Below are 19,254 nucleotides of genomic sequence, written 5' to 3'. Positions count from 1 at the left end.
CGGCCTCAAGAGGCAGGTCAGAACACCGGCGTGCCGTTCCGCGTCAGCTTCCAGTCCACCGACGCGAAGTCCTTCGGGTCCAAGACCCCCTTCGCGGTCACCCACTCCGAGATCCGGGTCCGAATCTCCGTCGACTCCGACCACAACTCGGTCGCGGACGCCACATACGGGAACGCCCCGCCACCATTGGCGCGATAGTTGTTCACCGCAAGCACGAACTGCTGCGCATCGTCCAGCGCCACACCGTTGTACGTCAGGTTCTTGATCCGCGAACCCGCCGCCTGCGCGATGTCGATCTCGTACGCCAGACCCGACACATAGTCGTAGTTGTAGTCCGGACGGCCACCCGCGTTCGTCAGCTTCTCCGTGTCGACCACCGCATCCACGGCCGTCTGCACGAAGTACTCCGCCGAGTACTCCAGGTACGCCCGAACCTGCGCACCCGTCATCAACTTCGCCACCAGCGTGTTGTCGTACACGTACAGGCTCGACAGATCCCGGATCGTCACACTCCCGGCCGGGATCTCCGACGTCCGCGAGAACGGCGACGCCTGCGCGATCACCGGCACCGAGGCGTACGACGTGCCCGCCAGAGCCGCCTTGACCACGTCCTCCTGCACCTTGGTGATCAAATCGATGATCGGCGCGTCCTTGTAGCGCGCCTCGACCGTCGTCAGCGTGTCCGTGGCAGTGCCGACGACCTGGTTGACGTATTCGACGACCTTCGCGTGCTCATCACTCAGCAGCTTGGTGATCTTCGGGTCGTCGGCGACCGTGTTCGAATTCAGAACCGACGCCGCCACCGACTCGACCACCCACCGGCCCTTCTGGAAGACCAGCTCGACGTCGAACAGCGACAGCCGCTCCGCGAACGCCAGCGGCTCCGACAACACCACCGTCCTGCCGGTCTTCTCGTTGGTGACCTTCAGCTCCGGGATCTCCAGGTGCGCGTGCCCCACGAGGATCGCGTCGATGTCCGGCACCTGCTGCGCCACCAGCGCCGCCGAGTTCTCCACGTACGGCACCTGGTCACCGTACGAGGACGTACCGGAGGAACCCGAGTGCGCCGACACGATCACCACGTCCGCACCCAGCGACTTCAGCTTCGGCACCCACTTCGCCGCCTGCTCCTCCAGACCCGGGAACGCCAGCTTGCCCTGCACATACGCCTTGTCCCAGATCGCGATGCCCGGGTTGGTCAGACCGAGCACGGCGACCTTCACCGGCGGTGCACCCTTCACACAGAACGTCTTGATCACGTACGGCGGGAAGGCCGGCTTCAGCGTCTTCGCGTCCACCGCGTTCGCGCCGAGCAGCGGAAAGCGCAACTGGCTCTCGAACTTGCGCAGCGTCTCGATGCCGTAGTTGAACTCGTGGTTGCCCAGCGCCGCCGCGTCATAGCCGATCGCGTTCATCGCCTGCGCCATCGGGTGCACCGGACCACCCTCGGCGGTGATCGGGTCGACCTTCGCGTAGTAGTACGTCAGCGGAGTGCCCTGGATCGTGTCGCCCGCGTCCAGCAGCAGCGTGTTCTCCCGCCCCTTCTCCTCGCGGACCTGCTCGACCAGCGTCGAGATACGCGCCAGCCCCTGCGCGTTGCCCTTGGCGTCCGTGTACTCCGCGTCCTTGAAGTAGTCCCAGTTGAAGACGTGCCCGTGCAGGTCGGTCGTGCCCATCACCGTCAGCGAGTACCGCTTCACCGGCGTGGCCGGCTTCTTCGCCTCCGCGGCGTCGGCCGCCGGAGCCGCCGCGGCACCGGCGATCGCCACCCCCGCCCCGGTCGCGGCGGACTTCTTCAGGAACTTCCGACGGTTCAACGGCATGTCTGGCTCTCCTCGGGGAACGGTCAACAACGCGCGTAGATTCTGACCCGTCCATGACGGACGACAACAGGTCCAAAAGGTTTCAATCTGGTGACCTAACCCGTCACTTCAAACCCCGAAATCCGCCAATCGGTGACAGAGTTGGGCGTATGACCACGCCCTCCGCGCCCGACCCCCACCCGCCCGCCGTCCCCTACGGCACCCCCGACGCCCCACGCATCGCCGTCCGCGGAGAAGCCCGCCTCGAGGTCGACCCCGAGCTCGCCCGCATCGTCATAACGGTCAGCGCCCGCGGCAAGGACAGGCGCTCCGCCCTCGACGACCTCACCCGCCGCAACACAACCGTCCTCGACCTCGTCAAGACATACGCAGACACGGTCGAACGCCTCGAAACCGGCGCCTTCTCCATCACCCCGGAACTCACCAAACACGGCCGCGGCGAACGCGTCCGCACCTACCACGGCACCGTCTACGTCACCGCCGAACTCACCGACTTCACCGCACTCGGCGAACTCATCACACGCCTCGCCGACCTCGACCTCACCAGCGTCGACGGCCCCTGGTGGGCCCTGCGCCCCGACTCACCCGCACACCGCGAAGTACGCCAGAAGGCGGTACGGGAAGCCGTCCAGCGCGCCAGGGAGTACGCCGAAGCCCTCGGCACATCACTCGCCGCACTCGTGGAACTCGCCGACATCGGCGCGGAAAACGCCCCACCGATGTACCCCCAGGCCCCCGGCCGCATGCGGTCCAGGTCCTACGCCGGAGCCGCCGAGGACAACGCAGCGGCACCCCTGGACCTCGAACCCCAGCGCCAGCGCCTGTACGCACAGGTCAACGCCCGTTTCACGATGACACCACCCCAGCTGTGACCCGATCAAATGCTCATCGGAGCACGTCGCCGCACAATTCAACAGTTGTCAATAGCCCTTCACCCAAAGGTTGTTGAGTGGTCATGCAGCGCCAATTCTCTACCCGCCGGTAAGCTCTAGGCTCGAACCATGCGCCGAGCAAAAATCGTCTGCACCCTGGGCCCCGCCACCGACTCGTACGACCAGATCAAAGCCCTGGTCGACGCCGGAATGGACGTCGCCCGCCTCAACCTCAGCCACGGCGAATACGCCGAACACGAGGCGCGCTACCAGCACGTACGCAAGGCCTCCGACGAAACCGGCCACAGCGTCGGCCTCCTCGCCGACCTTCAGGGCCCGAAGATCCGACTCGGCCACTTCAAGGAAGGCCCCGTACTCCTTGAACGCGGGGACGTATTCACGATCACCGTCGAGGAAGGCGTCGAGGGCGACCGCCAGACCTGCGGCACGACCTACGCCGGCCTGGCGGACGACGTGACGCCCGGGGAGCGCATCCTCGTGGACGACGGCAAGGTCTGCCTGGAGGTCACGGAGGTCGACGGCCCGCGCGTGCACACGCGCGTGGTGGAGGGAGGCGTGATCTCCGACCACAAGGGCCTCAACCTGCCAGGGGTCGCGGTATCGGTCCCCGCCCTCTCCAAGAAGGACGAGGCGGACCTGCGCTGGGCGCTCCGCACCGGCTTCGACGTCATCGCCCTGTCCTTCGTGCGCAGCGGCGACGACATCAAGGACGTCCACCGGATCATGGACGAAGAGGGTCGCCGCATCCCCGTCATCGCCAAGGTGGAGAAGCCCCAGGCCGTCGACAACATCGACGACATCGTCGCCGCCTTCGACGGCATCATGGTCGCCCGCGGCGACCTGGGCGTCGAGATGCCCCTTGAACAGGTCCCGATCGTCCAGAAGCGCGCGATCAAGCTGGCGAAGCGCAACGCCAAGCCGGTCATCGTCGCCACCCAGATGCTCGACTCGATGATCGAGAACTCGCGCCCGACCCGAGCCGAGGCCTCGGACGTGGCCAACGCGGTCATCGACGGCACCGACGCGGTGATGCTGTCCGGCGAGACGAGCGTCGGCAAGTACCCCGTCGAAACGGTCCGCACCATGGCGAAGATCGTCGAGGCGGCGGAGGAGGACGTCCTGGCGAAGGGCCTCCCGCCCCTGACCGAGAGCAACAAGCCCCGCACCCAGGGTGGCGCGGTCGCCCGCGCGGCGGCGGAGATCGGCGACTTCCTCGGCGCGAAGTTCCTGGTCGCCTTCAGCCAGAGCGGTGACACGGCCCGCCGTCTGTCCCGCTACCGCTCACCGATCCCCCTCCTGGCGTTCACCCCCGAGCCGGCCACGCGGTCGCGGCTGAACCTGACGTGGGGCGTGGAGACGTTCCTCGGCCCGCATGTGGACTCGACGGACGCGATGGTCGACCAGGTGGACGAGCTGCTGCTGAAGTACGGGCGGTGCCAGAAGGGGGACGTGGTCGTGATCACGGCGGGGTCGCCTCCGGGGATGCCGGGGTCCACGAACCTGGTCCGGGTGCACCACGTCGGGGAGGACGACAGTCCTAAGTAGGGGTCAGTACTTGGGGCCTACGTGGGCGTCGAGGAGGGCTACGGAGGCTTTGCGGGCGACGGAGATGTTGAAGGGGTCGCTGCCGCGAGCGAGTGTGGTCCACTCGACGCCGACCTTGTCGAGAGTGTCGGTGAAGAGCCCCCGGATGTCGTCGGACTTGTTGGCGAAGAAGTACCGGGGGTATTCGTAGCGCTTGCGTTCACCAGCGACGAGGCGAGTGGTCCAGTTGGTGATGCGGCAGCCGTCGGAGTGGATGAGCCCCCGGATGAACTCCCAAGGATGGGAATCGACGATTTCCTGCTGCCAGGGTTCGAAGGCGATCTTGCGCTCGTGTTTCTTACCGGGGCCGTGCTGAGGGAAGAGGCAGTGCAGGTGCTTTGAGTAGACCTTCACGTTGCTGCAGCCGGTTCTGCGCACGCGGCAGACCGAGTTGTCCGGGAAGACGGCGCGCATGGCTCGCTCGCAGTCGCCCATCAGGCCGGGCCACGATTCAGTGCAGGTGATCATAAGGTTGGGTACGCGATGCTCGGAGTAATGGCTGATGTGGCCATCTCCGAGATACAGGCCCAGCAGGTAGCTGTACGCGGGCTCGTCCAGCTCGCGTCCGTCACACCGGGGGCACGTCGGGCTGTGTTTCCCTGGGCACTCGCCGCGTTTCGCGCGATCCACGTGCTTCCAGTAGCTGATTGTGCCGAGCGGGATGTTGAATCTGCGCGCGACGTCCGCGTTCCGTGTGCCGCTGCGCAGCAGCGTGAGGGCCTTCTGTCGCACTTCTGTGCCGTGGAAGTTCATTCGGCCACTCTGTGTCACTCATCGTGACGGAGTGCAGCAAAAAGCGGATGTTCACGAGAACGTGAGCATCCGCTTTTCTGGTGCCGGGTATGGGATTCGAACCCACACGTCCTTTCGGACAGAGGTGTTTGAGACCTCCGCGTCAACCAGTTGCGCCAACCCGGCTTGAGTGCTGCTGGGAGTGTACCCGGTGACCAATGGCTGCATCAGCTAGGTAGGCTCTTGTCAGCAGCACCCCTCCCTGAACAAGGAGCCCCCGTGACCGCCCCCGAGTCGCCCCAGCCCGTAGACGCGCCCGACGACGACAAGTCGCACGTGCCTCCGCTGACGACCCGTGTCGTCATCGCCGAGGACGAGGCCCTGATCCGGCTCGATCTCAAAGAGATGCTGGAGGAGGAGGGGTACGCCGTCGTCGGTGAGGCCGGTGACGGCGAGCAGGCCGTCGAGCTGGCCCGTGAGCACCAGCCGGACCTGGTGATTCTTGACGTGAAGATGCCCAAGCTGGACGGCATCTCCGCGGCGGAGAAGATCGCCGAGGAGCGGATCGCTCCGGTGCTCATGCTGACCGCGTTCTCGCAGCGCGACCTCGTGGAGCGTGCTCGGGACGCCGGTGCGATGGCGTACCTGGTGAAGCCGTTCAGCAAGAGTGATGTCGTGCCGGCGATCGAGATGGCCGTGTCGCGCTTCACGGAGCTGAAGGAGCTGGAGCGGGAGGTCGCGGATCTCAGTCAGCGGCTGGAGACGCGGAAGCTGGTCGACCGGGCGAAGTCGGTCCTTCAGACGCAGTACGGGTTGACTGAGCCTGCCGCTTTCCGGTGGATTCAGAAGACGTCGATGGATCGCCGTATGTCCATGCAGCAGGTTGCCGAGGCCGTCATCGCGGACGCCGAGGAGAAGAAGGCTGCGAAGAGCGGCGAATAGCGGCGGCGTATGGCGTGTGGTGTGTGCTGCGTGCCTACGCGGAGCCCCCGGTCCAGTCTCGCTCGGGGAGCGGGATGGTGGCTGGGGGCTCTTCTTCGTTTGCCTGGATGCGGAGGCCGGTGGGCTGGGTGTTCTTGGGGAGGTCGAACCAGAGGTCGTAGGTGATCTGGCCGTGTGCGGCGACCTCGGTTTGTAGGGGTTGGCGTTTGATCTGGGTGGCTTCGCGGTCGAGGGGGAGGGTGTGGCCGTTGTCGAGGGTGAGTCGGTGGAGGTTGTTGTCGATCTCGCCGAAGACGGAGTCCTGGGAGGTCACGGTGATGCGGATGCGGCAGAGTCGGCCTTTGGCCCAGTGTTCGGCGTGGGTGCCGACGACGGTGGTGATGCCGCAGCGTAGGCCGATGGTGTCGAAGGTGAGGTTGCCGCTGCGTGCTGCTGGGGTGTGGGGGTTGATTTCCAGGGGGCGGAGGTCGGCTGGTGGGGTGGGTTGTGGCCAGAGTGCGGCTGCTGTGCCGGTGGTGGCTGCGATTCCGGTGGTGAGGCCGATGAGGCCGCTGAGCAGTCTGTTGTTCATTTGACGGGCCGCCTTGGTGGTATTTGAGCTCTGTGTCCCTTTGTTCCGGGTTGTGGGGCGTCCGCTGTGAGGGGCCTGTGCGAGTTGTCTGGATCTTGAGGTTCGTGGTGCACATGTCCGTTTACCGGTAAGGAGTGTTCTGTTTCCGAGGCATGACCGAGGTCACAGGGCGATCACACATCCAGCGATCACCTATCGGAGGGGCCGGGAGCCTGATTACATTCCCCGCACACCGCGCGGCTAATGCGGTGTCCTGTGAGGGTCTGCCAACTTCCCTCATTGTCTAGGTCGTTCGGGCGGCTCCAGGGGGTCCCTAATGCTCAACAAAACCATCGTCAAGCTCGCGATTCCGCTGGCGGCGGGTGCCCTGGCGTTGACCGGGTGCAGCAGTGACTCCGGCAGTGACGGAGACACTTACAAGATCGCTTTCCAGGGTCCGCTCTCGGGTGACAACGTCGCTCTGGGCGAGAACATGCAGAACGGCGTGAAGCTCGCCATCGAGCAGGCGAACGCCAAGGGTGACCTGGACAAGAAGCTGGAGTACGTGGCCGCTGACGACCAGGGTCTGCCGGACAAGGCGCCGACGGCGGCGCAGAAGGTCATCGACGACGAGAGTGTCGTCGCGGTGGTGGGTCCGGCGTTCTCGGGTCCGACGAACACGTCGTCTCCGCTGTACGCGGAGTCGGGTCTGGTGACGGTGTCGCCTTCGGCGACCAACCCGCTGCTGACGGACCCGAAGAACAAGTTCACGAGCTTCCTGCGTGGTGTCCCGAACGACAACATGCAGGGTGCGGCGATGGCGACGTACTACGCCAAGAAGCTGCAGGCCAAGAAGGTCTACCTGATCGACGACAAGACCGACTACGGCGTGGGTCTGGCGGGTGTCGCGGAGAAGGGGCTGAAGGAGGCCGGTATCACGGTCGTCAAGAAGTCCGTGCCGCAGAAGACGCCGGACTACTCGGCGACGGCGAAGGATGTCGTCAACTCCAAGGCTGACGCACTGATCTACGCCGGCTACTACCAGGATCTGGCGCCGTTCGCGAAGAAGCTGAAGGAAGCGGGCTACACGGGCGCGGGTATCTCGGGTGACGGTTCGAACGACGCGAAGTTCGTCGAGCTGGCCGGCAGTGCGGCGGAGAACTGGTACTTGACCTGCCCGTGCACCGACGCGACGGTCGAGGCGGGTACGAAGGCGTTCGCGGCGGACTACCAGAAGGAGTTCAACCGGGCTCCGGGTACGTACTCCGCTGAGGCGTACGACATCACCAACATGATCATTGAGCAGATCAAGGGTCTGAAGGGTGACGTTCAGCGTGAGGCGCTGCGTGACGCGCTGGCGAAGGCGTCCTACAAGGGTCTGACGAAGACCTTCTCGTTCGACGAGAACGGTGAGTTCAAGGGTACGGACGTGTACCTGTACCAGGTCAAGAGCGGCAAGATCGTGTACCAGGGCAACGTCAACGACCTGGTTGGCTGACGTCGGCGCTTGATCGGCTGATGCCATGCGGCAGGGGGCTGGGAGACGGTGGTTCTCCCGGCCCCCTGTGTGCGAAGTGGGTTCGACAGCCGTGTCTTTTCCCCATGTTCATCTGTTCCCCCATGTTCCGCCGCGGGTCGCTTCTGTCGCCATGAGCGCGGTGGTCCGCTCGGCTCCCACAAGGAAGACAGCTCCATGTCCCTTCAGGAATTCTGGGACTATCTCGTCCTAGGGGTGATGCTCGGCTCGCTGTACGCCGTCATCGCCATCGGCTACACGCTGGTGTACGGCGTGCTGCAGCTGATCAACTTCGCGCACAGCGAGGTGTTCATGCTGGGCGCCTACGGCAGTCTCATCGTTCTTCAGCTCGTGGATCCGGGGGCCAATCCGTCGGCTCTGGCCTCGGTCGGCTTTGTCGCTCTGGCGATGGCGGGGTCCGCGTTGTTCGGCGGTGTGACGGCGTACAGTCTGGAGAAGGTTGCGTACCGGCCGTTGCGTAGACGTGGCGCTCCGCGGCTGATCTTCTTGATCACCGCCATCGGTGCTTCGTTCTTCCTCTACAACCTGGCCGGCAAGCTGTTCGGGCGTGATCCGATGACGCTGCCGGAGATGTACGACAACCACAACGTGTTCAGTGTGTTCGGTGCGGGTGTGAACATCACTCAGTTGCTGCAGTTCGCGACGGCTGTGGTGATGATGATCGCTCTCGACCTGGTGGTGAACCGGACCAAGTTGGGCAAGGGCATCCGGGCGGTCGCGCAGGACGCCGAGGTGGCCGGTCTGATGGGTGTGGACATCGACAAGGTGATCTCCCGCACGTTCATCATCGGTGGTGTGCTGGGTGGTGTGGCGGGGTTCCTGTTCGCCAATCTGAACCAGGTCTCGTACACGATGGGTTTCATTCCCGGTATCACGGCGTTCGCGGCGGCTGTGGTGGGTGGTATCGGCAATATCCGCGGGGCGATGGCGGGTGGCATTCTGATCGGCATCGTGGAGACGATGACGGTGCCGTTGCTCGGTGACGAGTGGCGGAGTGTGTCCGCGATGGTGGTGCTGATTCTGGTGCTGATGTTCCGTCCGATGGGCATCCTCGGTGAGCGTGTGGGGAGGGCGGCATGAGTGCGGTGGACACGTCGGAGAAGCTGACTCCCTCTGCGGCGAGCAGGTTGCGTCGTACGGCCTGGTATCAGCAGGAGCGTTTCACCCGGTTGTGGGCGATGGTGGCGCTGGGGGTGCTGCTGGCTCTGGTGACGGGTGAGCAGGGCAATACGCGTGACATCTTCTTCTCCATCAAGGGCACGTTCACCGGCGGTAATTTGTGGGTGTGCCTGGCGATCACGGTCGGTGTGTGGGCGCTGCGGGAGTTCGCGGCGGACGCGGTCCGGGGTGTTGCGGCCAAGGCGAAGTCGGGTGTGGGTGGCCCGGTCGGTGCTGTGCAGGCGCGTTTTCGGGCGGACAAGCGGCTGCGCTGGGGTCTGATTCTGCTCGTCCTTGTGCTGGCGCTGACGATTCCGTCGGGTCTGGCGCGGCAGTGGCAGACGTTGTTGGTCGACCAGATCGCGATCTTTGCGCTGCTTGCGATCGGCCTGAATGTGGTGATCGGCTGGGCTGGTCTGCTGGATCTGGGGTTCTTCGCCTTCTTCGCGGTGGGCGCGTATTCGACGGCGTACTGGACAGGGCATCTGCCGGTGCAGCCTCCGGTGGTCCTGAACAACTTCTGGGTGATTCCCATCGCGGTGGTGACCTGTCTGCTCACGGGTCTGCTGCTGGGTGCTCCGACGTTGCGGCTGCGGGGTGACTATCTGGCGATCGTGACCCTGGGCTTCCACGAGATCATTTATCTGGTCGCGAAGAACGCGGACGGGATCACGGGTGGTCCGCAGGGTGCCCGGTTGATTCCTGACTTCTCGGTCGACTTCGCGGGGATCAAGTACGAGTGGTCGATCAAGCCGCTGCCGTACTGGTATTTGCTGGTCTTCTTCATCGTTTTGGTGATCGTGTTGTTCTCGCGGCTTGAGAACTCGCGGGTGGGCCGGGCGTGGACGGCGATTCGTGAGGATGAGATCGCTGCCGCGGCGAACGGTGTGGACACGGTGCGGTTCAAGCTGATGGCGTTTGCGATCGGTGCGTCGACCTCGGGTGTCGCGGGTGTGATCTTCACGAGTAAGTACGGGTACATCAACCCTGAGGTGTTTCCGCTGCTGCAGTCGATTCTGATCCTGGCGTACGTCATCTTCGGTGGCATGGGGTCGATTCCGGGTGTGCTTGCGGGTGCGGCCGTGCTGGTGTGGCTGCCGGAGGCGCTGAAGGACTATGTGGATCCGTCCGACCGGTACATGTACCTGGGCGCGCTGCTTGTGATCATGATGATTTACCGGCCGCAGGGCATCTGGCCTTCCCGTCGTCGGCAGCGTGAGCTGAAGATGGCGGAGGAGGGTATCGGCGATGCGGATGCGATGTCCGAGCCGGCGGGAGGCAAGTTCTGATGACCACCGATGTGACGAGCGACCCGACCGAGGCTGCGGGGCCTGCGTCGGATGACGCGGAGCTGGTGCTGCAGACGTCGGATGTGACCCTGAGATTCGGTGGTCTGGTCTGTCTGGACCATGTGAATCTGACGATGCGCCGGGGAGAGATCCTCGCGGTGATCGGTCCGAACGGTGCGGGCAAGACGTCGCTGTTCAACTCCCTTACGGGGGCGTATACGCCGCAGGAGGGGCGTATCGTCTTCCGTCCGAAGGACGGCGGCGAGAAGTCGCTGCTGGGGAGCAAGCCGCACATTGTGAACCGGTTGGGTCTGGCGCGTACGTTCCAGAACATCCGGTTGTTCTCGGCGCTGACGGCGCTGGAGAACGTGAAGATCGCGGCGGAGACCCGGCTGAAGGCGGGTCCGGTTGCGATCATGCTGGGGTTGCCGAAGGCGCGTCGGGCGGAGCGGCTGAGCGATGAGCGGGCGCACCGTCTGCTGAAGTTCGTGGGGCTTGAGAGCAAGCTCAACGAGATTGCGGGCAGTCTGAGTTACGGCGATCAGCGCAGCCTGGAGATCGCGCGGGCGTTGGCGACGGATCCGCAGGTGTTGCTGCTGGATGAGCCGGCTGCGGGTACCAACCCGACGGAGAAGCTGGAGTTGGAGCGGCTGATCCGCCGGATCAACGATGAGCTGGGCGTGAGTGTGCTGCTGATCGAGCACGATATGCGGCTGGTGATGTCGGTGGCGGACCGGGTGATGGTCCTCAACTTCGGGAAGAAGATCGCCGAGGGGACGCCGAGTGAGGTGCAGCAGCATCCGGCGGTGATCGAGGCGTATCTCGGGTCTTCGGCGGAGGGTGCCGAGGAGGTCCAGAACATCATCGCCGAGCGGCAGGCGGCGTCGGACGAGGAGAGCAGCCAGTGAGCGCGACGACGGAGCTGCACAAGGAGTCGGGTGGTGTCGGCGGTTCGGGCGGTACGTTGCTTGAGCTGGTGGGCCTGCGGGTGTTCTATGGCGCGATCGAAGCGATCAAGGGCATCGATCTGACGGTGCGTGAGGGTGAGATCGTGGCCCTGCTCGGTGGCAACGGTGCGGGCAAGACGACGACGCTGCGTACTGTTTCGGGCATGCTGCGGCCTCGCCACGGTGAGGTGCGGCTGCGTGGGGAGCGTATCGACGGGATCAAGTCGCACGAGCTGGTGCAGTTCGGGATCGGGCATGTGCCTGAGGGGCGACGGGTGTTCGCGACGATGTCGGTGCGCGAGAACCTGGAGATGGGTGCGTACCGCTTCAAGTCGGTGGACTCTGCTGACATCGATCGGGTGTACACGCTCTTTCCGCGGTTGGCGGAGCGGCGTGGGCAGTTGGCGGGCACGCTGTCGGGCGGTGAGCAGCAGATGCTGGCGATCGGTCGTGCTCTGATGGGCAAGCCGCAGCTGCTGTTGCTGGATGAGCCGTCGATGGGTTTGGCTCCGCTGATCGTGCAGCAGATCTTCGACATCGTGCAGGAGATCAACCAGCAGGGCACCACGGTGCTGCTGGTGGAGCAGAACGCCACGCAGGCGTTGGCTCTTGCGCATCGTGGTTATGTGCTGGAGACCGGTTCGGTGGCGATGTCGGGTGATGCCCGGGAGCTGCTGGCCGACTCGCGGATCCGGGCGGCGTATCTCGGTGAGGGCGCGGCCTGACGGCTGGTTCGAGTGTGGAGTGGGGGGCTGGCGTCGCGGCAGGTGTGCTGCGATGTCAGCCCCCTCGGTCGTACTCGGCGGTGGCTCTGCTCGTGGGACTGTCGGGCCTGTCTTCGTTCGGTGGCTCCGTCAGGAGCTGAGACTCCTGGCGGCCGGAGAGAACTCTTGGCGCGCCGGTTGGGTGAGGTGTTTGCGCTTCGGTGCCGTGCGTGGCGTACGGCACCGGAGCGCAATGTCAGCTTGTGGTGGTCGTCGCCGCGTCCCGCAGCAGGCAGGTCAGGCGGGCGGTGCAGACGCGCTTGCCGTCCTCGTCGGAGATGACGATCTCGTATGTCGCCGTGGTGCGCCCGCGGTGGACGGGGGTGGCCACGCCGGTGACCAGCCCGGAGCGGACTCCGCGGTGGTGGGTGCAGTTGAGGTCGACGCCGACGGCGATCTTGGAGCTGCCGCCGTGCAGCATGGAGCCGACGGAGCCGAGGGTTTCGGCGAGCACGGCGGAGGCGCCGCCGTGCAGCAGGCCGTACGGCTGGGTGTTGCCCTCGACCGGCATGGTGCCGACGACGCGGTCCGCGGAGGCCTCGACTATCTGGACGCCCATGCGGGTGCCGAGGTGGCCGGCGGAGAACAGGGCGGGCAGGTCGACGCCGAGCGCGGCGTACTCGTCGATGACTTCCTGCGGGAACTTCACGTGCTGCTGCTCGCCCATGGGTCCGGCTCCGTTCGTCGGTGTTCGTCGATCCAAGTCCAGCGGTGACTGAGCAAACGCTCAGTCGGTCGCCGATTGTTCCAGACGCACGACGACGGACTTGCTGGCCGGGGTGTTGCTGGTGTCCGCGGTGGCGTCGAGCGGGACCAGGATGTTGGTCTCCGGGTAGTAGGCGGCCGCGCAGGCCCGCGCCGTCGGGTAGAGCACGACCCGGAAGCCGGGCGCCCGCCGCTCCACGCCGTCCTTCCATTCGCTCACCAGGTCGACGTACGAGCCGTCCGCGACGCCCAGTGTCCGGGCGTCCTCGGGGTTGACCAGCACGACCCGGCGGCCGTTCTTGATGCCCCGGTAGCGGTCGTCGAGACCGTAGATCGTGGTGTTGTACTGGTCGTGCGAGCGCAGGGTCTGCAGCAGCAGCCGGCCTTCGGGCAGCTCGGGGTACTCGACCGGCGCGGCCGTGAAGTTCGCCTTGCCGGTGGCCGTCGGGAAGCGGCGCTCGTCGCGTGGGGCGTGGGGCAGGGCGAAGCCGCCGGGGTGTGCGACGCGGGCGTTGAAGTCCTCGAAGCCGGGGATCACGCGCGCGATGCGGTCGCGGATCGTCGCGTAGTCCTTCTCGAACTCCTCCCACGGCACCTTGCTGTCGGAGCCCAGCACGTGGCGCGCCAGGCGGCACACGATGGCCGGCTCGGAGAGCAGGTGCGCGCTCGCGGGCTCCAGACGGCCGCGGGAGGCGTGCACCATGCCCATGGAGTCCTCGACCGTCACGAACTGCTCGCCGCCGCCCTGGAGGTCCCGCTCCGTGCGGCCGAGCGTGGGCAGGATCAGCGCACGCGCGCCGGTGACGACGTGCGAGCGGTTGAGCTTCGTCGACACGTGCACGGTCAGCCTGGCGCGCCGCATGGCGGCCTCGGTGACGTCCGTGTCGGGGGACGCGGAGACGAAGTTGCCGCCCATGGCGAAGAAGACCTTCGCTTCGCCGTCGCGCAGCGCGCGGATGGCGCGTACGACGTCGTAGCCGTGCTCACGCGGTGGAGCGAAGCCGAACTCCTTCTCCAGGGCGTCCAGGAAGGCGGGGGCGGGCCGTTCGAAGATGCCCATCGTGCGGTCGCCCTGCACGTTGGAGTGGCCGCGCACCGGGCAGACGCCGGCGCCGGGGCGGCCGATGTTGCCGCGCAGCAGCAGGAGGTTGACCACCTCGCGGATGGTGGGGACGGAGTGCTTGTGCTGGGTGAGACCCATGGCCCAGCAGACGATGGTGCGTTCGGAGGCGAGCACCATGCGCAGGGCCTCGTCGATCTCCTCGCGGGTGAGACCGGTCGCTGTGAGGGTCTCGTCCCAGTCGGCGGCGCGGGCGGCCGCGGCGAACTCCTCGTAGCCGTGGGTGTGCTCGTCGATGAAGGCCTGGTCGACGGCGCCTTCCGTCTCGAGGACCAGCTTGTTGAGGAGGCGGAAGAGGGCCTGGTCGCCGCCGATGCGGATCTGGAGGAACAGGTCGGTGAGCGCGGCGCCCTTGAGCATGCCCTGGGGGGTCTGCGGGTTCTTGAAGCGTTCCAGGCCCGCCTCGGGCAGCGGGTTGACGCTGATGATCCGCGCGCCGTTCGCCTTGGCCTTCTCCAGGGCGGAGAGCATCCGCGGGTGGTTGGTGCCGGGGTTCTGGCCGGCGACGATGATCAGGTCGGCCTTGTAGAGGTCCTCCAGCAGGACGCTGCCCTTGCCGATGCCGATCGTCTCGCTCAGCGCCGAGCCCGACGACTCGTGGCACATGTTCGAGCAGTCCGGCAGGTTGTTGGTGCCGAGCTCACGGGCGAACAGCTGGTAGAGGAACGCGGCCTCGTTGCTGGTACGGCCCGAGGTGTAGAAGAGGGCCTCGTCGGGAGAGCCGAGCGCGGTGATCTCCTCGGCGACGATGTCGAAGGCGCGCTCCCAGGTGACCGGCTCGTAGTGATCTGCCCCTTCCGGGAGATACATGGGGTGCGTGAGCCGCCCCTGCTGGCCCAGCCAGTAGCCGCTGCGCCCGTGGAGGTCCTGGACGGAGTGCGCGGCGAAGAACTCCGGGGTGACCCGGCGCAGGGTGGCCTCCTCGGCGACCGCCTTCGCGCCGTTCTCACAGAACTCCGCCGCGTGCCGGTGGTCCGGCTCCGGCCAGGCGCAGCCCGGGCAGTCGAAGCCGTCCTTCTGGTTGACGCGCAGCAGCGTCAGCGCGGTGCGCTTCACACCCATCTGCTGCTGGGCGATGCGCAGGGAGTGCCCGACGGCCGGGAGCCCTGCGGCCGCGTGCTTCGGCTCCGCGACCTGCGGCGCGTCCTGGATCGGGTCGACCTTCGGCGGCCTCGTTGCCATCGCGCGCTCTCCTTCGGCTGCGTGTGCGCTGTGCTTCGACTGCGTGTGCGCTGCGTTTTCCGGGGCTGTGACATCTGCGACCCTGCCGTGGCCACGGACCCCCCGGCCTGTCCGATCCTCGCACGTGGCAGTGACAGCGATCGCGCCCGGGCGTGCGGGGAGCGGGAACAATGCTTGCGGGACGGCGGTGGCCGGTCGGCTGCCCGTTCGCCGGCCGGGCGCGGCAGCGTGCGGGCGATGGGTGGACCCGAGGCGGACCCGACTGTCAGTGCGGCGTGGCAGGATCGGGGACGTGGCAGAGACAGCATCGAAGAAGACCGACCGAACCCCCGGCGAAAGCCGCCCGCGACTGATGCTCATGGACGGGCACTCGCTGGCCTACCGCGCGTTCTTCGCGCTGCCCGCGGAGAACTTCACGACCGCGACGGGCCAGCCGACGAACGCGATCTACGGCTTCGCGTCGATGCTGGCCAACACGCTGCGCGACGAGTCGCCCACGCACTTCGCGGTGGCTTTCGACGTCTCCCGCAAGACCTGGCGCTCCGAGGAGTTCACGGAGTACAAGGCGAACCGCTCCAAGACCCCGGACGAGTTCAAGGGCCAGGTCGAGCTGATCGGCGAGCTGCTCGACGCGATGCACGTCTCGCGGTTCGCGGTCGACGGCTTCGAGGCCGACGACGTCATCGCCACACTCGCCACGCAGGCCGAGGCCGACGGCTTCGAGGTGCTGATCGTCACCGGTGACCGTGACTCCTTCCAGCTGGTCTCCGAGCACACCACGGTGCTGTATCCGACGAAGGGCGTCTCCGAGCTGACCCGGTTCACGCCGGAGAAGGTCGTCGAGAAGTACGGATTGACGCCCGCGCAGTACCCGGACTTCGCGGCCCTGCGTGGCGACCCGTCCGACAACCTGCCGGGCATCCCCGGCGTCGGCGAGAAGACGGCCGCGAAGTGGATCAACCAGTTCGGGTCGTTCGCGGACCTGGTCGAGCGCGTCGACGAGGTCAAGGGCAAGGCCGGGCAGAACCTGCGCGACCACTTGGAGGCGGTCAAGCTCAACCGCCGGCTCACCGAGATGGTGCGGGACGTCGAGCTGCCGAAGACGGTCGCCGACCTCGAGCGCGCGCCGTACGACCGCAAGACCCTCGCGATGATCCTGGACACACTGGAGATCCGTAACCCCTCGCTGCGCGAGCGGCTCCTCGCCGTCGACCCGGGCGCCGAGGAGGCCGAGACGACTCCGGTGGTCGCGGCGGGCGTGGAGCTGGACGGCACCGTGCTCGGCACCGGCGAGCTGGCCGGCTGGCTCGCCGGACACGGCACCGAGACCCTGGGCGTCGCCACCGTCGACACCTGGGCGCTGGGCACGGGCTCGGTGGCGGAGGTCGCCCTCGCCGCGGGCGGGGGAGCGGCCGCCTGGTTCGACCCGTCCCAGCTGGACGAGAACGACGAGAACGCCTTCGCGGTCTGGCTGGCCGACGAGAGCAGGCCGAAGGTCTTCCACAACGCCAAGGGCGCCATGCGGGTCTTCGCCGAGCACGGCTGGACCGTCGCCGGTGTGAGCATGGACACCGCGCTCGCCGCCTACCTCGCCAAGCCGGGCCGACGCTCCTTCGACCTGGACGCGCTGTCCCTGGAGTACCTGGGCCGGGAGCTGGCCCCGGCCGCCGCGGCCGACGGTCAGCTGGCCTTCGGCGCGGACGACGCAGCCGAGGCAGAGGCCCTGATGGTGCAGGCCCGCGCGATCCTCGACCTCGGGGAGGCCTTCGAGGGACGCCTGCGGGAGGCGGGCGCCGCGGACCTCCTGCGTGACATGGAGCTGCCCACCTCCGCGCTCCTCGCGCGCATGGAGCGGCACGGCATCGCCGCGGACCGGGCCCACCTGGAGGCCATGGAGCAGATGTTCGCGGGCGCGGTGCAGCAGGCCGTGAAGGAAGCGCACGCGGCGGCCGGCCACGAGTTCAACCTGGGCTCGCCCAAGCAGCTCCAGGAGGTCCTCTTCGGCGAGCTGGCCCTGCCGAAGACGAAGAAGACGAAGACCGGCTACACCACCGACGCCGACGCCCTCGCCTGGCTGGCCACCCACACCGACAACGAACTGCCGGTCATCATGCTCCGCCACCGTGAGCAGGCGAAGCTGCGCGTCACCGTCGAGGGTCTGATCAAGACGGTAGCGGCCGACGGCCGTATCCACACCACGTTCAACCAGACGGTCGCGGCGACCGGCCGCCTCTCCTCGACGGACCCGAACCTCCAGAACATCCCGGTCCGCACGGACGAGGGCAGGGCGATCCGGCGTGGCTTCGTGGTCGGCGAGGGCTTCGAATCCCTCATGACCGCGGACTACAGCCAGATCGAACTGCGCGTGATGGCCCACCTCTCCGAGGACGAGGGCCTGATCGAGGCGTTCACCTCGGGCGAGGACCTGCACACCACGGTCGCCTCGCAGGTCTTCGCGGTCGAGCGCACCGCCGTCGACGCGGAGATGCGCCGCAAGATCAAGGCGATGTCGTACGGCCTGGCGTACGGCCTGTCGGCCTTCGGCCTCTCCCAACAGCTGAACATCGAGGCGGCTGAGGCCCGCGCGCTCATGGACACCTACTTCGAGCGCTTCGGCGGCGTACGGGACTACCTGCGCCGGGTCGTGGACGAGGCACGGGCGACGGGCTACACCGAGACCCTCTTCGGCCGGCGCCGCCACCTGCCCGACCTCAACAGCGACAACCGCCAGCGCCGTGAGACGGCCGAGCGCATGGCCCTCAACGCGCCCATCCAGGGCACGGCGGCGGACATCGTCAAGATCGCCATGCTCAACGTGGACCGAGCGCTGCGCGAGGCCGACCTCAAGTCCCGCATGCTCCTCCAGGTCCACGACGAAATCGTCCTGGAGATCGCCCCCGGCGAGCGCGCGGCAACCGAGGAGATCGTCCGCCGCGAAATGGCCGGTGCGGTCCACCTCCGCGCCCCGCTGGACGTGTCGGTGGGCGTGGGGCCGGACTGGGAGTCGGCAGCGCACTAGCCTCCGGCGGACGAGCGGGGATGTCAGCTGAGGCTGGTGATGAGACGCCCCGGGCAGGACGGACGCAGGCGGTGCTCCCGCCGCGCGGGGCCGTCCGGTCCGCGCGGGTCGTCCTGCCTGAGTGGCGCGGTCCGGCCGAGTGGGTGGGGGACGGCTGAGCGGGGCCGTCCGGCTGCGAACGGGCCGTCCCTGTCTGAGCGTGGGCCATCCGGCCGAGTAGGTGGGAGGCCGGCTGAGCGGGTGACTGTGTGGGAGGTCGGCTGAGCTGGGTGGTCCGTGTGTGGGCGGGGCCGTCCGTCCGAGTGGGGGCGGCTGAGCGGGCCGTCCGGCTGCGAACGGGCCGTCCGGCTGAGCGGTGGGTCCGCTGCGCACCCCTGAACGCACTTCCGCAGCAGTCCGTCACCCGCGTGGCCCCCGCGGGAAAGCCCACCGGCGTCTGCGCCCGTAAGGATGCGGGCATGGGTATACGCATGCTCCACCGCAGGACGGGACCCGATCGGGCCCGTCCCCACGGACAGTCGTCGGCGCAGGCAGACAGCAAGAGCAAGGCGGTTACTGGTGCCGGGCTACCGGCGGTTCCGGCCTTCGCCGTCGGCGCGGCCGTCGCCCGCATTCCCACCACCACGGCCATGGCTTTGAGCAGGGCGGCCCGGGAGCTCCGGCGCGGACTCGCCCGTCGGGAACGGTCCGCCACAGCCGCCCGTGAGACGCCCGCCTGGCGGCAGTGGGCCGTGACCGGCCGTGGCCACCTGGACCTGCTCCTCGCCCGGCTGCCCAGGCGGCGCCGCACGGCGAGAACCGTCACCGTGTTCGTCGCGACGCCTGTCAGGCTCCGTCGGCCCCCGGACGGTCGTGCCCGAGGGTGACGCTTTCCGGTCCTGTGCGGCGGACGCGGCCTGCTGGAGGCCATAGTGCCTGTCAGGCTCCGTCGGCCCCCGGACGGTCGTGCCCGAGGGTGACGCTTTCCGGTCCTGTGCGGCGGACGCGGCCTGCTGGAGGCCATAGTGCC

General features: G+C 67.1%; 15 protein-coding genes and 1 tRNA gene. 10 read left to right on the top strand and 6 right to left on the bottom strand.

All coding sequences use genetic code 11. The features are described from left to right. Positions 1-17: 17 nt before the first annotated feature. Positions 18-1,823 (bottom strand): bifunctional metallophosphatase/5'-nucleotidase, encoded by a 1,806-nt coding sequence (locus tag ACFY16_RS04865; protein WP_390645631.1) that lies wholly within the window; start codon positions 1,821-1,823, stop codon positions 18-20. Between the two features lie 149 nt (positions 1,824-1,972). Here ACFY16_RS04865 and ACFY16_RS04860 point away from each other — a divergent pair, with 149 nt between their 5' ends. Both ACFY16_RS04860 and pyk read left to right on the top strand, forming a co-directional pair. Next, positions 1,973-2,695, top strand: a complete 723-nt coding sequence (locus ACFY16_RS04860) for an SIMPL domain-containing protein (protein WP_390645630.1) — start codon at positions 1,973-1,975, stop codon at positions 2,693-2,695. A 129-nt stretch (positions 2,696-2,824) separates the two neighbouring features. Next, a complete protein-coding gene (pyk, locus tag ACFY16_RS04855) occupies positions 2,825-4,261 on the top strand; it encodes a pyruvate kinase (RefSeq protein ID WP_390645629.1) in 1,437 nt (478 codons plus the stop codon). 3 nt (positions 4,262-4,264) lie between these two features. Here the strand turns inward: pyk and ACFY16_RS04850 are convergent, their stop codons facing one another. Further along, a complete protein-coding gene (locus ACFY16_RS04850) occupies positions 4,265-5,053 on the bottom strand; it encodes a helix-turn-helix domain-containing protein (protein ID WP_390645628.1) in 789 nt (262 codons plus the stop codon). A gap of 78 nt (positions 5,054-5,131) precedes the next feature. Next, positions 5,132-5,218: transfer RNA gene (locus ACFY16_RS04845), tRNA-Leu, on the bottom strand. A gap of 93 nt (positions 5,219-5,311) precedes the next feature. Here ACFY16_RS04845 and ACFY16_RS04840 point away from each other — a divergent pair. Next, the gene (locus ACFY16_RS04840; RefSeq protein WP_390645627.1) at positions 5,312-5,974 is read left to right on the top strand and encodes an ANTAR domain-containing response regulator; all 663 of its coding nucleotides are present in this window, start codon (positions 5,312-5,314) and stop codon (positions 5,972-5,974) included. Positions 5,975-6,008: 34 nt separating this feature from the next. Here ACFY16_RS04840 and ACFY16_RS04835 read toward each other — a convergent pair whose 3' ends face one another. Next, positions 6,009-6,545, bottom strand: a complete 537-nt coding sequence (locus ACFY16_RS04835) for a hypothetical protein (RefSeq protein ID WP_390645626.1) — start codon at positions 6,543-6,545, stop codon at positions 6,009-6,011. A gap of 316 nt (positions 6,546-6,861) precedes the next feature. Between ACFY16_RS04835 and ACFY16_RS04830 the strand changes: the two genes are divergently transcribed. The 5 genes from ACFY16_RS04830 (at position 6,862) to ACFY16_RS04810 (ending at position 12,180) form a co-directional block, all read left to right on the top strand. Continuing rightward, positions 6,862-8,022, top strand: a complete 1,161-nt coding sequence (locus ACFY16_RS04830; protein WP_390645625.1) for a branched-chain amino acid ABC transporter substrate-binding protein — start codon at positions 6,862-6,864, stop codon at positions 8,020-8,022. 195 nt (positions 8,023-8,217) lie between these two features. Then, positions 8,218-9,141: a branched-chain amino acid ABC transporter permease gene (locus ACFY16_RS04825; protein ID WP_390645624.1), complete on the top strand. Its 924-nt coding sequence runs from the start codon at positions 8,218-8,220 to the stop codon at positions 9,139-9,141. Then, on the top strand, positions 9,138-10,508 hold the full coding sequence (locus ACFY16_RS04820) for a branched-chain amino acid ABC transporter permease (protein ID WP_390645623.1): 1,371 nt from the start codon (positions 9,138-9,140) through the stop codon (positions 10,506-10,508). Before ACFY16_RS04825 ends, ACFY16_RS04820 begins: the two co-directional genes overlap by 4 nt. Continuing rightward, the gene (locus ACFY16_RS04815; RefSeq protein ID WP_390645622.1) at positions 10,508-11,416 is read left to right on the top strand and encodes an ABC transporter ATP-binding protein; all 909 of its coding nucleotides are present in this window, start codon (positions 10,508-10,510) and stop codon (positions 11,414-11,416) included. The genes ACFY16_RS04820 and ACFY16_RS04815 overlap by 1 nt, the downstream gene beginning before the upstream one ends. Beyond that, positions 11,413-12,180, top strand: a complete 768-nt coding sequence (locus tag ACFY16_RS04810) for an ABC transporter ATP-binding protein (protein ID WP_390645621.1) — start codon at positions 11,413-11,415, stop codon at positions 12,178-12,180. The genes ACFY16_RS04815 and ACFY16_RS04810 overlap by 4 nt, the downstream gene beginning before the upstream one ends. 235 nt (positions 12,181-12,415) lie before the next feature. Here ACFY16_RS04810 and ACFY16_RS04805 read toward each other — a convergent pair whose 3' ends face one another. Beyond that, positions 12,416-12,886 (bottom strand): PaaI family thioesterase, encoded by a 471-nt coding sequence (locus ACFY16_RS04805; RefSeq protein WP_390645620.1) that lies wholly within the window; start codon positions 12,884-12,886, stop codon positions 12,416-12,418. A 60-nt stretch (positions 12,887-12,946) separates the two neighbouring features. Further along, positions 12,947-15,226, bottom strand: coding sequence for an FdhF/YdeP family oxidoreductase (locus ACFY16_RS04800; RefSeq protein WP_390645619.1), 2,280 nt, complete (start codon positions 15,224-15,226; stop codon positions 12,947-12,949). A gap of 292 nt (positions 15,227-15,518) precedes the next feature. On the opposite strand from ACFY16_RS04800, the gene polA reads away from it, so the two are divergent. Both polA and ACFY16_RS04790 read left to right on the top strand, forming a co-directional pair. Further along, entirely contained in the window at positions 15,519-18,245 is a 2,727-nt protein-coding gene (polA, locus tag ACFY16_RS04795) for a DNA polymerase I (protein ID WP_390645618.1), read from the top strand. Positions 18,246-18,703: 458 nt separating this feature from the next. Beyond that, on the top strand, positions 18,704-19,111 hold the full coding sequence (locus ACFY16_RS04790; protein WP_390645617.1) for a hypothetical protein: 408 nt from the start codon (positions 18,704-18,706) through the stop codon (positions 19,109-19,111). Positions 19,112-19,254: the final 143 nt, after the last annotated feature.

It is taken from the genome of Streptomyces sp. NPDC001315 (genome assembly GCF_042896175.1).
Taxonomy (GTDB): Bacteria; Actinomycetota; Actinomycetes; order Streptomycetales; family Streptomycetaceae; genus Streptomyces.
Note: the sequence above shows the minus strand (reverse complement) of the source record. Positions and strands in the feature narration are given on the sequence as shown.